At 50.3% G+C, this 13,099-nt stretch carries 19 protein-coding genes, 1 tRNA gene and 1 pseudogene; 5 read left to right on the forward strand and 16 right to left on the reverse strand.

All coding sequences use genetic code 11. The annotated features are described in order from the left end of the window. Positions 1 to 34: 34 nt before the first annotated feature. Together kduD and hxpB are read right to left on the reverse strand one after the other, a co-directional pair. Positions 35 to 796, reverse strand: a complete 762-nt coding sequence (gene kduD / locus NMC31_RS04000; protein ID WP_253897040.1) for a 2-dehydro-3-deoxy-D-gluconate 5-dehydrogenase KduD — start codon at positions 794 to 796, stop codon at positions 35 to 37. 152 nt (positions 797 to 948) lie between these two features. Further along, a complete protein-coding gene (hxpB, locus tag NMC31_RS04005; protein WP_253897041.1) occupies positions 949 to 1,617 on the reverse strand; it encodes a hexitol phosphatase HxpB in 669 nt (222 codons plus the stop codon). Between the two features lie 145 nt (positions 1,618 to 1,762). On the opposite strand from hxpB, the gene NMC31_RS04010 reads away from it, so the two are divergent. Continuing rightward, on the forward strand, positions 1,763 to 2,299 hold the full coding sequence (locus NMC31_RS04010) for a YniB family protein (protein ID WP_149464588.1): 537 nt from the start codon (positions 1,763 to 1,765) through the stop codon (positions 2,297 to 2,299). 35 nt (positions 2,300 to 2,334) lie between these two features. On the opposite strand, the gene yciA is transcribed toward NMC31_RS04010, so the two are convergent. Continuing rightward, positions 2,335 to 2,733 carry an acyl-CoA thioester hydrolase YciA gene (gene yciA / locus NMC31_RS04015; protein ID WP_108475635.1) on the reverse strand — a complete coding sequence of 133 codons (399 nt, stop codon included), beginning with the start codon at positions 2,731 to 2,733 and terminating at the stop codon, positions 2,335 to 2,337. A 213-nt stretch (positions 2,734 to 2,946) separates the two neighbouring features. Here yciA and uraH point away from each other — a divergent pair, with 213 nt between their 5' ends. The 4 genes from uraH (at position 2,947) to NMC31_RS04035 (ending at position 6,125) form a co-directional block, all read left to right on the forward strand. Next, complete coding sequence (gene uraH / locus NMC31_RS04020) at positions 2,947 to 3,357, forward strand: hydroxyisourate hydrolase (protein ID WP_149464590.1); 411 nt, start codon at positions 2,947 to 2,949, stop codon at positions 3,355 to 3,357. 494 nt (positions 3,358 to 3,851) lie between these two features. Next, positions 3,852 to 3,929 (forward strand) — tRNA-OTHER (locus NMC31_RS04025). Positions 3,930 to 4,093: 164 nt separating this feature from the next. Continuing rightward, positions 4,094 to 4,624 (forward strand): anti-virulence regulator CigR family protein, encoded by a 531-nt coding sequence (locus NMC31_RS04030; RefSeq protein ID WP_253897042.1) that lies wholly within the window; start codon positions 4,094 to 4,096, stop codon positions 4,622 to 4,624. A 319-nt stretch (positions 4,625 to 4,943) separates the two neighbouring features. Next, on the forward strand, positions 4,944 to 6,125 hold the full coding sequence (locus NMC31_RS04035) for a tyrosine-type recombinase/integrase (protein ID WP_113975594.1): 1,182 nt from the start codon (positions 4,944 to 4,946) through the stop codon (positions 6,123 to 6,125). On the opposite strand, the gene NMC31_RS04040 is transcribed toward NMC31_RS04035, so the two are convergent. The 13 genes and pseudogenes from NMC31_RS04040 to NMC31_RS04100 all read right to left on the reverse strand — a co-directional run bounded on the left by NMC31_RS04040 (position 6,106) and on the right by NMC31_RS04100 (position 13,072). Continuing rightward, on the reverse strand, positions 6,106 to 6,321 hold the full coding sequence (locus NMC31_RS04040; protein WP_001514144.1) for a helix-turn-helix transcriptional regulator: 216 nt from the start codon (positions 6,319 to 6,321) through the stop codon (positions 6,106 to 6,108). The two genes, NMC31_RS04035 and NMC31_RS04040, sit on opposite strands and share 20 nt — an antisense overlap. Before the next feature lie 94 nt (positions 6,322 to 6,415). Next, the gene (locus tag NMC31_RS04045; RefSeq protein WP_253897043.1) at positions 6,416 to 6,688 is read right to left on the reverse strand and encodes a hypothetical protein; all 273 of its coding nucleotides are present in this window, start codon (positions 6,686 to 6,688) and stop codon (positions 6,416 to 6,418) included. A gap of 88 nt (positions 6,689 to 6,776) precedes the next feature. After that, the gene (locus NMC31_RS04050) at positions 6,777 to 7,046 is read right to left on the reverse strand and encodes a hypothetical protein (protein WP_253897044.1); all 270 of its coding nucleotides are present in this window, start codon (positions 7,044 to 7,046) and stop codon (positions 6,777 to 6,779) included. Positions 7,047 to 7,136: 90 nt separating this feature from the next. Next, entirely contained in the window at positions 7,137 to 7,355 is a 219-nt protein-coding gene (locus tag NMC31_RS04055) for a TraR/DksA family transcriptional regulator (protein ID WP_253897045.1), read from the reverse strand. A gap of 1 nt (position 7,356) precedes the next feature. After that, complete coding sequence (locus tag NMC31_RS04060; RefSeq protein WP_102596078.1) at positions 7,357 to 7,581, reverse strand: hypothetical protein; 225 nt, start codon at positions 7,579 to 7,581, stop codon at positions 7,357 to 7,359. Further along, positions 7,578 to 9,569: a DNA cytosine methyltransferase gene (locus NMC31_RS04065; RefSeq protein WP_253897046.1), complete on the reverse strand. Its 1,992-nt coding sequence runs from the start codon at positions 9,567 to 9,569 to the stop codon at positions 7,578 to 7,580. The genes NMC31_RS04060 and NMC31_RS04065 overlap by 4 nt, the downstream gene beginning before the upstream one ends. A 203-nt stretch (positions 9,570 to 9,772) precedes the next feature. Continuing rightward, positions 9,773 to 10,312: pseudogene (locus NMC31_RS04070) on the reverse strand (phage N-6-adenine-methyltransferase); the annotation flags it as partial. Next, the gene (locus tag NMC31_RS04075; RefSeq protein WP_253897124.1) at positions 10,309 to 10,452 is read right to left on the reverse strand and encodes a hypothetical protein; all 144 of its coding nucleotides are present in this window, start codon (positions 10,450 to 10,452) and stop codon (positions 10,309 to 10,311) included. The gene NMC31_RS04075 and the pseudogene NMC31_RS04070, both read right to left, overlap by 4 nt. A gap of 38 nt (positions 10,453 to 10,490) precedes the next feature. Further along, positions 10,491 to 11,207 carry a single stranded DNA-binding domain-containing protein gene (locus tag NMC31_RS04080; RefSeq protein ID WP_253897047.1) on the reverse strand — a complete coding sequence of 239 codons (717 nt, stop codon included), beginning with the start codon at positions 11,205 to 11,207 and terminating at the stop codon, positions 10,491 to 10,493. 11 nt (positions 11,208 to 11,218) lie between these two features. Beyond that, complete coding sequence (locus tag NMC31_RS04085) at positions 11,219 to 11,884, reverse strand: ATP-binding protein (protein WP_253897048.1); 666 nt, start codon at positions 11,882 to 11,884, stop codon at positions 11,219 to 11,221. A gap of 3 nt (positions 11,885 to 11,887) precedes the next feature. Continuing rightward, complete coding sequence (gene exoX / locus NMC31_RS04090; RefSeq protein WP_253897049.1) at positions 11,888 to 12,544, reverse strand: exodeoxyribonuclease X; 657 nt, start codon at positions 12,542 to 12,544, stop codon at positions 11,888 to 11,890. Continuing rightward, positions 12,528 to 12,683: a hypothetical protein gene (locus NMC31_RS04095; protein WP_253897050.1), complete on the reverse strand. Its 156-nt coding sequence runs from the start codon at positions 12,681 to 12,683 to the stop codon at positions 12,528 to 12,530. The genes exoX and NMC31_RS04095 overlap by 17 nt, the downstream gene beginning before the upstream one ends. After that, the gene (locus NMC31_RS04100) at positions 12,677 to 13,072 is read right to left on the reverse strand and encodes a hypothetical protein (protein WP_253897051.1); all 396 of its coding nucleotides are present in this window, start codon (positions 13,070 to 13,072) and stop codon (positions 12,677 to 12,679) included. Before NMC31_RS04100 ends, NMC31_RS04095 begins: the two co-directional genes overlap by 7 nt. Between the last annotated feature and the right edge of the window lie 27 nt (positions 13,073 to 13,099).

The following is a 13,099-nucleotide window of genomic DNA, read 5'->3' on the forward strand; positions in this document are numbered from 1 at the left end:
GGAAGAGGTTACGGTGTAACTCTTTGTTAAAAAATTAACGCGCCAGCCAGCCGCCATCCACTGCCAGTGTATAGCCGTTGATATAGTCAGACGCGGAAGACGCAAGGAATACCGCCGGGCCTTTTAAATCCTCCGGTGATCCCCAGCGCCCGGCGGGGATACGATCGAGAATTTCTTTGCTGCGTTCGGCATCGTCACGCAGTTGCTGCGTATTATTGGTTGCCATGTAACCCGGCGCAATGGCGTTAACGTTGATGTTATGCTGCGCCCATTCGTTAGCTAACAGGCGCGTAATGCCCAGCACGCCGCTTTTAGACGCGGTATAAGACGGTACGCGAATCCCGCCCTGGAAAGAGAGCATTGAGGCAATGTTAATGATTTTCCCGCCTCCGCCCTGGTGTAAAAATTGTTTCGCCACCGCCTGAGAGAGGAAAAACACCGACTTCAGGTTCAGGTTAATCACGTCATCCCAGTTCTTTTCGCTAAAAGAGAGCGCATCTTCCCGACGGATGGTTCCGGCGTTGTTTACCAGAATATCAATGTGGCCCATCGCCGCGACTGCCTTCTTCACGATATCCGTAATCGCATCCTGACGACTGAGGTCCGCCTGAATAGCGGTGAATCGGCGCCCGAGAGCCTGTACTTTGGCGGATGTCTCTTCCGGTATTTTGCGGCTGACGCTGATGATATCGCAGCCCGCTTCCGCAAGCCCTAAAGCCATCCCTTGTCCCAAACCCGTATCGCACCCGGTGACAAGCGCAACTTTACCGTTCAGGTTGAAGGCGTTCAGTATCATAGTGACCTCTGTATGCTGTTATTGTCGTTATGGCTGATCCACACGCCAAGCATAGAAGGGCAAGATGAAAAACTCAAACTAAAATGAAACGATGTTTCAATTATTTGACGGGCGTTGGATTTGCGGACAACCTGGCGTTGCCCGCGAAGGGGTTAACCGCGAAGATCGTTAAGCGTTAAATCGGCAAGGGAGTGCAGTTTCACGTTGGCCAGCACGAAGCGAGGATCGTTTTGTCCTTCTTCTGCGGGCACTACTACCGAGCGCATACGCGCGGCTTTGCTGGCAATCATGCCATTGACTGAATCTTCCAGCGCTACGCAGGTGAGTGGGTCGACGCCCAGTTTGGCGGCGCAATCGAGGTAAACCTGGGGATGCGGCTTGCTGTAGGGCAATTTTTCCGCGGATGCCAGCGCATCGAACTGGTCGCGCAGGTCAAACATGGTCAGCACTTTTTCCAGCATATGCAGCGGCGAGGCTGACGCGAGGCCAACCTTCAGGCCGTTTGCTTTGCACAGGGCGACGGCTTCGCGCACCCCAGGCAACAGCGGGCGGGTTTCTTCCACCAGGCTGATGGCGCGTTCGATAATGCGCGCAGTGACATCTTCACGGCTCGGCCCGTTCCAGGGCTGCTGGGCAAACCACAGGTCTACCACCATATCGATGCGCAGACCCAGGGTATCCGGCAGTTCGTTGCGACGAGTAATATCCACGCCAAGGCTCGCAATGACCTCCAGTTCGGCACGATCCCACAGTGGTTCGGAATCGATCAGTAATCCATCCATATCAAAAATAGCGGCGAGTATCTGGCGCTCTGCGGACATAACAACCTCTCTATTGAGTAACTTAGGCGATGAATGCCGTTTAATATGGTATATCATATCGCGCGTAAAGTCGGGAAAAATGGCTGCCAGCAGGTAGACTGATAACATAAATTCTGACAAAAAGACGTCTGAACAAGGGGAACCCATGACGTATCAACAAGCGGGACGCATCGCGATTCTCAAACGTATTTTAGGCTGGGTAATTTTCATTCCTGCGCTCATTTCAACGCTGATCTCGGTACTGAAATTTATGTACGATCACAGCGAAAAGCAGCCGGGCATCGATGCGGTGATGATGGATTTCGCGCACGTGATGATCGAGATGATGCGTTTCAACACACCTTTCCTGAATTTCTTCTGGTATAACTCGCCGACGCCAAATTTCCAGCAGGGGCTGAACGTGATGTTCTGGGTGATTTTCGCGCTGGTCTTCATTGCGTTGGCCTTGCAGGACTCTGGCGCACGCATGAGCCGTCAGGCGAAATTTCTGCGTGAAGGCGTTAACGATCAGATGATCCTGGAAAAAGCGAAGGGTGAAGAAGGCATGACGCGCGAGGCGCTGGAAGCGAAAATTAAGGTGCCGCATAACACCATCTTCCTGCAAATTTTTCCGCTTTATATCCTGCCGATTGTGGTTATTGTGATTGGTTACTTCTTCTTTAAGGTACTTGGTTTTATCTAACTGTTTTGAGGCCCGGTGAATCGCCGGGCGTCATATTAGTTAGCGGGGATCGCACGGGGTTTGCCGGAAGGATCAACCGCCACATAGATAAACAGTGCTTCAGTTGCTTTGTAGCGCTGGCCAATCGGCTCAGACGACACCTTCTTCACCCACACTTCAATATTCACCGTAATTGACGTATTGCCTTTTTTAACACAGCGCGCATAGCAGCAGACAACATCACCTACGGCAACCGGGCGCAGGAAGGTCATACCGTCAACGCGTACGGTGACGACCCGACCGTGTGCAATCTCTTTTGCCAGAATCGCGCCGCCAATATCCATTTGTGACATTAACCAGCCGCCAAAGATGTCTCCATTAGCGTTGGTGTCCGCGGGCATGGCGAGTGTGCGTAGAACCAGTTCACCCTGCGGGGCATCATTTTTCAGTGTCATTATAATCCCTGTGCTTATTCAAAAGACGACGGGCGGGATGCTACTACGAAATGGGCAAGGAGAATAGAGAAACGCGCGTATGACGGGGCCGCTGGAAGAAAAAACAGACAAACAAAGGCTGCCCTCGTAACCTGAATATCACAATAAATTGAATATTTTTATATCTAAAGATGGCTAAGCTTTCCCTGACTTATTAATAACAGGATGAAGACAATGAAAAAAATATCAGGGCTGGTCTTACTGAGCACGCTTATCGCAATGCCGGTTGCCTTTGCGGCACCCCAGGGGACACTGAGTGTGCATATTTTGAATCAGCAAACCGGTATACCTTCAAAAGATGTCGAGGTGACGCTTGAAAAGCAGCAGTCGTCGGGATGGATCATGTTAGCGAGCATGAAGACGGATAACGATGGGCGCATTAAGTCGCTTTATCCTGAAACTGAGGACATGCAACCTGGTGTTTATCGTGTGGTATTCAAAACAGGGGAGTATTTCAAACGTGATCATTTAACCTCCTTCTTCCCTGAAATTCCGGTGCTGTTTACCGTGACGAAAACTAACGAAAAGCTTCATGTTCCCCTTCTACTGAGCCAGTACGGTTACTCAACCTATAAAGGAAGTTAGTGAAGGGCAGAAAGAATAGGAACCTGATTTACGTTGCGTTAAACCAGCCAATAGTGCTCTATAATTATGAGAGCGACCAGCACAGGAGAGACAAAATGTATACTCCACTTGTCGTTATCATGTTTATTCTGCTCACCGCGCAGGCGCTCATTGAAATAGGGGTTCTGCATCACTGACCTGACCGTCCCATTTCTCAGCAGCAGAAGCACACAGTTTACCTGTGTGCTTCATGACTCACTCACCCTGCATCTCATTTAGGCCGACTGTAACGCAACCTTTTATTGCGCCATAGATGAAAGACAACGCTCTTCATGTGGATTGAATTTTCTTAAAAGCTTGTTTGATATGTGAAATCTGTCACATACTTCTTCCGTTGCCATTACAATGCCGGCCAGGAGATTACTCTTCTTAACGAATTTCGGGCAAGGCTTAGCCTGCGGTGATTCTTCAACGCTTTCGTCCAGGCCAGCTACCGATGCTGGCCTTTTTTTTATCCGTCATTAGCTCAACCGGATAGAGCTCAGAGTGTCTGTCTACTTCTGGAGATCGGGGTTCGAGTCCTCGATGGCGGATCAACACTTTCATCGCCTTTAGTACATCCTGGTCCAGAGATGTGCCGATTGTAACTCTTTCCCAGAAGGTAATCGCGAGGAATAAAATAAGAAAACATGAGATTGATAAGGGAATAGCTTTGTCATAAGTTTGAAGGGTCAACTCAACCTTCAGGAATATCATCATGTCTACGCGTCACACTCTAAAAACAGCATTGGCTGCGGTGATATCACTCGCTGTTCTTGTTGCGCCTGTTTACGCCAATCCGGGAAATGGTAATGGTAATGGAAATGGTGGCGGGCACGGAAACAGCGGTGGTGGTAGCAATCATGGTAATAACGGAAATAATGGCAAGGGCGGGGGCCATAGTGATAAAGCGCAGAAAAACAATCAGTCATATGAAGATCATGGGAAGCGCAAAAACTATGGTAAGCCAGACCATGTAGATTCAGATATTGATTTCTCGCGCGCGCGTTCTCTTGCTGTGAATTACGGCCTGGTAGGCTATCAGGCGCTGCCTCCGGGCATTGCCAAGAATTTAGCGCGTGGTAAGCCGTTACCTCCGGGGATTGCTAAGAAAACGCTCCCTGCCTCAATGATAAACGACCTACCGTATTATCCTGGATATGAATGGCGTGCAGTAGGTGACGATTTAGTGTTAATCGCCTTAAGTACGGCAATCGTTACTACCATAATCAACGGTGTGTTTGATTAAGAAAACGTATAAGAGTTAGATCAGAGACACACAATGAAAAGGTGCATATCATTGTGTGTCTCGATGGCGTCAAACCTATTCGATAGCGCATTGTTTTAAGAACGTAACACGATGCGCTAATGAATTACTTTTCTTCCTGAAGAATACGTTTTTGCTTTGTTTCAGTTAACGGTGTTTTATTGCAGTTTATTTTTACCACCTCTGAACCGCATCACGTCTGCCTTTCTTATTTATAATGTTTGAACGTGTTTTATTTAGGGTGATTGCAATTTATCAGATTTGTGTACACTAGTGCGTACATTGCTTAGGAGTGTACACGGTGCTCACTGATACCAAATTGCGAAAGGCGCTTGGAAAGCGCAGGGAGAAGGTCGAAGTTCTCTCAGACTCAAACGGCCTCAATGTAAGGTTAAGCATAACGGGTGGCGTAACTTTCTTCTACCGTTATCGGTGGCAAAGTAAACCAGTGCAATTGAGTATTGGTGATTACCCGGCTGTTTCTCTTTCTCAGGCGCGAGACCGTAGGCAGCAATTCCGAACCTGGCTAAGTGAAGGTTTTGACCCTCGCCAGAAAGTGCTGGTTGAAAAAAACGAAAGACTTGAAGCATTGACCGTTGATGATGCATATGAGTACTGGGTTAACCATTACTGTATCCCTGAAGGGATAATCAAGATTGATGCGAATGGTAAAAGCTTCAACAAACACATCAGCCCGCGCATCGGTAAGGCCATTGTTGATCAAACCTCGAAAGCGAACTGGCTGGAGGTGTTCGACAAAATGGGCAGGACAGTTATTGCCGGTGAAATGCTTTCCCTTACCAAGCGAGCTCTTCGTTTCTGCCACAACAGGGGCGTAATTAAAAACAACCCTCTGGAGTCGCTCAGACGTTCCGATGTGGGGATGGCTTCCAAAATGAAAGAGAGGAGACTGGCAGACGATGAGATAAAAATTGTCTGGGATGCCTTATTCTCAATGCCACCGTCACAGCAACTTGTTATCCGGTTTATGCTTCTTACTGGCTGCCGCGCCGCAGAGATCAGAAAATCAAAGTGGGAATGGTTTGATTTGAACGATAAGACATGGACCGTACCGGCTGAAGATTATAAGACCGGACGTACCATAAGGCGCGCTCTTCCCGACGTGGCGATCCGTTTATTGAAAGAGCATAAGAGGGGATCCGCAACTAAGCATGTTTTAACACCTGCTCAGTTCAGGGATAAAGAGGATGTACCACCAGGCCAGACGCTGGTATCGACGTATTCAGCCCAGGTGATAAGAAAGACGGGGATGAAGGAGTGGTCACTGCATGACCTGCGTAGGACCGTGGCAACCCGGTTATCAGAACTTGGTGCGCCACCGCATGTCATTGAAAAACTGTTGGGCCATCAAATGTCAGGAGTGATGGCCAGATACAACCTTCATGACTATATGGGCGATCAGCATGAGTGGTTAACTATCTGGCAGCATCACCTGCAGGACATTATTGGTTATCCGCTTTAGAAGCATTGACCTGATCTTCCCATGATGCGATCTCAGATTCCCGCCAGCGCTTAGGGTTGCCGGGAATCGTTGGTTTAGGGAAGGGGCAGGTGAAGCTCGAAGGCATGCGCGCCGGTGTACTCCAAAAGTACAGCGTACTCCGGGAAATTTTGTATCGAGCCAGGATGTCGCTGGTAAACAAGATGCCGTCATTCATTATTCTTTTCTCCAGGCAAAAAAACGCCCGGGCGAGCCGGGCCAAAACGAGGGTTGGTTACATTCGATAACCGACTCAGTGAATCGGCTATGAGTTATTGCACAAGACCGAGCTGATAGTTCAACTCCTCAAGGCATTCTCTATCCTGCTCGAAGCAGTAATCCCATAACTCCTGATCAAAACACTCGCGAACGATTTGCCACTTCCATCCGCCGTCATGCTTAACTCGGCGGACCTTTCGCTTAACGATGGCGTCCTGGTCGAAAATAACTCCCCAACTTGAATTAACGCCATTGCGTAGCACATCCAGATCAACCTCGATAACGCGGAACAGCTTCGGGAGCTTCGGTAACTCTTCAATACGCATAATTCATCCTCATGCAGCACGCAGGACGCAACGATTTTTGTCCAATAAAAAACCCCGCCAGGGCGAGGTTCGTTTCAGTACACTGTTTTCAGTTTAATGGGGTAGGGTTGTACTTAAATATCGCATCTACTATCGTTTTATCTGAAGGTTCTTCACCATGCACTCCAATCAAAAAACCTCCTTTTTCTGGATAAACAGTGCTAACCAGGAATGAAACCCGCTCTGCACTATAACTAATTATATTAGTGCCTGTGGGCGATGGTACTGGTTTGCTGTTGAAGTAGTAGGATTCTTTCCCGGGTTCAACCTGTTTCTTTGTGCCTTCATGTCCAGCACCAAAAAGCATAATATCTTTCATCTTATGATCTCCTGAATACAGACTAACAAATATTAGGCTGACACCGTGAAGGACGTAAATACCGCTGTTTAGTAAGGGCGCAAGGATGAGTTAGAACCCCCTCTGCTTATTTCTCAGCTCGATCTCTTCCTGGCAACTGGCGCATGTCTGGCAGCCGGGAACGGCAGCGCGACGCGGTTCCGGGATATCTTCGCCGCACGCTTCGCATAACTCAGCAGACACGAGATTACCGGTACGGCGATGCTTATTGAGTGCGAAGTTACGTTGTAACTCTTCGATTTCTGCTGCTGAATCAATAATGTCCGCCATTTCAGTACTCCCTGAATTGCTTGTTCATCACACCGATAGTCCATGTGAAGAGAGTGAATGGAATGCCCAGGGCTTTAAGCTTCTCGAAATGCTTCTTGAGCAGTGGGCGACTTACCGCGTCGAATTTCGGCTTTGGCTTCTGGTTCATTGCGGCTTTGAGTTCTTCGTTACAGCGCCGGGCGGTAGAGATAAGGGCGTTACGCTGTTCCTGAGTTTTTGGCATCATGCGGCCTCCGATTTTTTACCAAGACACATTTCTGGTAAGTTTGCCCTTACCAATGCTTCAGCAAACGGCGGAGGTACGGCATTACCGCAGCGCGCCACTTGCTTATCTTTGGAATATCGTTGCCCGGTGTAATCCCGATCGATGATGTACCAGTCCGGAAAGCCCTGTGCACGGTAAAGTTCGTGGGGCTGAAGCATACGCATTCCGATATCAACGATGCGGTAAACGATACCTTCAACAGTCACCAAACCGTCGCTATCCTCACCGCAGTACTTCTGCAGGAATGACAACACTTCAAGTGCACGGCCTTCGTTATAGTCATCGACAGCCAGGTTTGTCCTGACTTCACCAAAATGCAGGCCACCGGCCGTTACGGTTTGCAGTGGTGTATCAGCGGGCTGTCCAGTATTGGTACCGCGCATTTTGATGATGCTTGAAGTCACGATCGCGTGGTGGTCGGTGGTGGTCACCGTGTGCGCGGGTTCGTTCATGGAAATACCAGCACCAGAGTAGTTGCCGCCAAAGTGTTTTATGAGGTTCGCAGCAACCAGGGCAAACTTTCCTCCGCCAGCGGTAATTGTTCCAAGTGGTTTACCCAGCTGAAGTACTCTCGGCGCCTGGCCAGGTCTTTCGCCGTAACCCATCTGGATCAGGACCGGTTTCACTAATTGCGATTTTCCACCGCCGCCCGCTGTAATCGTTGCACTCGGCTCATCAGCACGGTGGCCTACACTTGCACCGAACTGTCTGGCGATTACAGGAGCAACTACACAGCAACGCGACTCTTTCAGGATAGTGTGAGCAGGTTTTGTCAGAGGACGCGGCTTGGCCTGGTATTCGCTTCCGCCATTACCAGCCAGGAACGGAGTCAGCGTAGCAGATACCGTCCCGAGAGCATGCCCGTTACCGCCCGGGCGCGCCGATGTGCCAGCGGTGACAGTAGGTACCGGTTCGGTAACTGGCTGCCCAGTCGCGCCAGTACGAAATTTTGTTAAATGTGGCACGGCAATAGCGTAGCCATGGGTTTTGGTAATCGTCTGTAGTGGTTTACCCAGCGCCTGCCCACGGAAACAGTCATACGAGGATTTGGTGCTGGTGTGGTTGCACTTCACGATAAATGGCGACGGACTGTCGATAACGAAGCGCTGGATACCACGGGCGATACGTTTGAGCGTGTTCTCCGCCAGCGGCTTTTTGCGGTCGAAAATCGACGGGCAATCGAGCGACCAATCAATGCACTCAGCAGCCGTACGCCATGGATTGCGTTTTCCGGCCAGTACTTCATCAGACTTTGGATCACCATGGCTGGCTTCAGGCCAGGTAATCTTCACGCCATCGCAGCGCATGACCATGAAGAAGCGTTTGCGAATTGTCGGCGCGCCGTAATCACACGCCCGCAGTTCACGATGATCGACCGCATAACCAAGGCCATTAATAAGCTTTGCAGCCCTCTCACTACCACGGCTGATACCGAGACATTCACAGCATTCCAAAAACGCTGGATGTGACGCAGAAATCCCGCCGGACAGCATTGCGCAGAAGGCTTCAAAGGTTTCACCAGTGCGTTCCGGATCTGGTCGAAAACCTTCTTCTGTGGCGACTAGCGGCCCCCAGGTGCGGAACTCTTCGACGTTCTCAAGCATCATCACCCGAGGACGAACGGACAGGGCCCAACGAATAACGATCCATGCCAACCCGCGAATCTCTTTCTCAACCGGCTTTGAGCCTTTTGCTTTAGAGAAGTGGCGGCAGTCCGGGCTGAACCAGGCCAGGCCAACCGGTTTACCGGCGGTCGCTGTGGCTGGGTCAACATCAAACACGCTTTCACAGTAGTGCAGGGTTTCAGGGTGATTTGTGGTATGCATAGCGACTGCATTGGGATCGTGGTTAATAGCAATATCAACGCTACGTCCGGTCGCAAGCTCTATTCCGGTACTGGCTCCGCCGCCGCCAGCGAAATTATCGACGATGATTTCTGAATGATTCACGTATGTTTCTCCATAGAACTGGCTAGGGAACTTGCCGCATTGAGAATTTCAGGGACAGGTATTCGATCAAGCCACATCCTGTTAATGTGACTTTTAAGTTTTTGCTGCTGGGAGGAAGGTAGCTCCTGAGCGTTGCCTATTTGGGAATAAACAAGACTCACTTCAGCGGGCCAAACAGTGCTTGTAACGTTCTGATCAACTGATCTGCGCGCTATCAGCTTTTGACCAAACTGAATCAACTGATCGCGGTCGACTGAAGTGAGCTGGCAATGAGTGCGCGGGTAGGGTCGCCAGATGATGAGCATCGACCCTTTGTTATTTCCCGAGACCGGCTTACCGGTGACCGGGTTGATAAACGCCAGCCGCCCGGCAGTGATAAAGCGAACCTCGCTGGCGGTCTGGATTGCCTCCTTGAACCAGCCTACCGATGTGTCTGCTGGAACCAGCATGACCGTGCCGATCTGATTGGCGCTTTCGGCTGCGGCCTTTTTAACGAATGGTGTGATATCGCTATATGGTGGATTCAGCCAGACGTAACCCGGCACAGTCAGGTAATCAACCCATGGCGTTTCAAGCGTGTTCTGCTCAGCGGTGATGAACTTTCTGCACAGTGCATTATGCGGCGCTGCGGCGGCATCCAGTTGGAAGCAGAACTCAGCATCAAGCGAAGCGAAGAGGGATGGCGGAGTGCGCCAGAGGTCGCGCTGATCCGTTGGAGTGTTACTACCGGTGTAATCGGTCACGCTACCTCCCGCTCCGGATCGTTAACGTCCCAGCCATTGCGCTCGATATTCGCTTTCAAACGCATATCGCCAACTTCCTCGAAGCTGCGCCCGGTTAGCTCTGATACCTGCTCGTTGGTGTGGCGCCATAAGAGCGCCATTTCATCAGTTGTCCAGCTTTCCACGGGGTGCTCACTATTCAGAATGGAATGTCATCGTCGAACTGAGGATGTTGGTTGTTTTGCGAAATTTGGCGATTAGCCTGCTGCAGACGAGAATCAGGAATAGCATTAGGGTCGGTTTGCTGATTTCCCCATCCGCTGTTGTTCTGCTGCTGGGAACTGCCCCAGCCGCCGCGCGATGAATCGTGAGGTCTGCGGTCGTCTTTATCATTCATAGTCCGTTCAAGCGTGGCGATTGCTTCCGCAGGAGCTTTTTCGTTGAATTCTTTGTAGGTCAGGCGACTGCCGGGCTGGTATACGTGGCGAACCTCGAATTTGTAGCTGTCGCCGCTGCCATCCTGTTTGGTCGTGAGGATCTTCTGTAGGAACAGACCGACACGTTTGCCTTCAAGCGCCGGAAGATACCACTCAGGCCCGCTTTGCCCCTGTCGTTGCTGTGCCTGTGCATCCTTCACCTGTGCAGCCCACATGATGGCGGCGATCAGGCCCATACCGAAGGTCTGGCTACCATCGCGGCCAAGGAAGTTTATGCGAATAAAGTTAGCTTTCTGACCGTCAGCATCCAGAGAAAGAACCAGTGCCTGTGATTGCGATCCGTCCTTGCCGAACTCATATACTGCGGAAGTAATATTCCCCTCATAAGCACCGGTTTCTGAAATCCCGGCAGCTGAGCCTGCTTTAAGTGCGGCCTCAGCGGATTGTTGGTTCCAGGTAAAACTAATTGGTTGGTTCATCGTGATCTCTCTTATAAGTCGGTAAATTCAGAAATTGCGTTGTCGAAGGCGGCGAGGTCGTTATCCATGTCAGTCACTTCTGGTCCGAACAGGTCAGGAGGACATTTCACGGTGTCGTTGTCGTCACCCTTCAACAGGAAAAGGTGTTTGCCGTCGCGCTTGATAATGCGCAAAACGATAGGGAAGTAGCCTTCAGGGGTTAGCTTTTCGTTCAGCATCTTGCCAACGGTCTTCATTCTGATTTTTCCTTCGCTCTCTTCGGTGTGAGCGAGGAAGTAAACACGGAAGTCGTCCGGTAGTTGGGTTGCAGCTTCAATAATGCGCCAGGCATGTTCCGCCATTTCAGTAAACTTGGTGTAGCCAGTCTCATAGGCTCGATCCATGTTTTCGTGCTGCATGACGGCCTGAAAATCATCAATAATCAGTATTTTTCGGCTACTCATAGCCGCGTTATGGATCACGTCAAGAAGGTGTCTACCGTTACGGATATCAACGACATTACCACGCTGGATAGTGTTATCCGGCAGTCGCTTCCCGTGGAGCTTCCAGCCATTATTGCGGAACGGAAGAGCCTTACGAATACAGCGAGCGAGAATGGCATTTTCCGGGTTAACGTTGCGGATGCTGTACGTCTTGCCATACCCGGAGTCGGCAAGTATGAGAGTCATCACAGCCATAAATCACCCCTTAAGCCAGTGTTTGATTGTGAAGAGAATGTCTTCGTCATCACTGTTACTGGACAGCCAGCGGAGATATCCAGGGTCGATTTTCGCAATCTCTTCGAACGTTAACCCCTTGTGCTTGCCGAAGCGGATCGCCTTAATCAGTGACGGACTGTTAGAGATGGTCCGCATTTCACCCATCGTCCATTTAGCCAGACGACCCATATACAGAAGCAGCTCAGCGGTCACATAGCAGTCATACAGCGCGCGGTGCGCATACAAGCCTTCTGGCAACTCAGGTTTGAGGCCCAGGCTGTAACGCAGGTACTGGTTACTGTGGCTTTGATGATCAGGGAGAAGAACTCGTGCCAGCTTAGCGGTGCAGATCCACGGTGCATCGATTTGTGGCAGCTTCGATTTGTCGAACTTGGCATTGTGAGCAACGTAAGCCTGGGCTCCGAGATAACGACCAATAACCTCGCCAATCAGCGGGGCGCCAGCGACCATATCTTCGGTGATATGGTGGATAGCCATCGCCTCGAAACTGATAGCTTCGGTTGGCTTAACGAAGTCGCTCATAGGGTTGCAAATAACACCGTCGACGATATCCACGCTGGCAATTTCCAGCACACTACCTTCCAGGCTGGTTGTTTCTGTATCAATGACTCGCAGCATCTTTTATCTCCGTGTTCGCATCGTTAATCGCATCAAACTCAGCCAGTTGATGGGCGGCTGATTCAAGATCTTCTGGCTGGAGATGAAAGGTAATAATCACCAATGCCAGCGCCAGCATTCCGTTCTGTTGGCTTACCATCGCGTTCTCCGTTTGTTTTGCTGCCGGTTGGGGTGAAGAATGAAGAAGCGATCTGCACATCCTTTGTCATCGCAGAAGTGACCTTGTTTTGTCGTCATGTAGGTCGAAATCGTTCGAACTACACAATCTTTAGGGTGACGGAGTGCGCCGCACTGGTCGCACATAACGGCATTGAGATGCTCTGTAGCGGATGCAAGAAAAATGCTTTCGGCAAAACTTCCCGGAACTCCGCGAGAATCGACGTACTCGATCATCTCTTCGAGATGTCCGGCGCTGTTTCGGAAGGAGCCGCGTCCAGCGAGTTTGACGATCTGCCCGCCAAATTTAAGTCGAGTACCAGCAGGCATCGCGGCGAGCTTTTCAGCTGTCAGTCTTTGAAGTGGTTGCATGTTTTTACCCTCAAAAGGAAATACGGA

Origin of the sequence: Pseudocitrobacter vendiensis, from assembly GCF_943590815.1 — a bacterium.
In the GTDB taxonomy this organism is placed as follows: Bacteria; Pseudomonadota; Gammaproteobacteria; order Enterobacterales; family Enterobacteriaceae; genus Pseudocitrobacter; species Pseudocitrobacter vendiensis.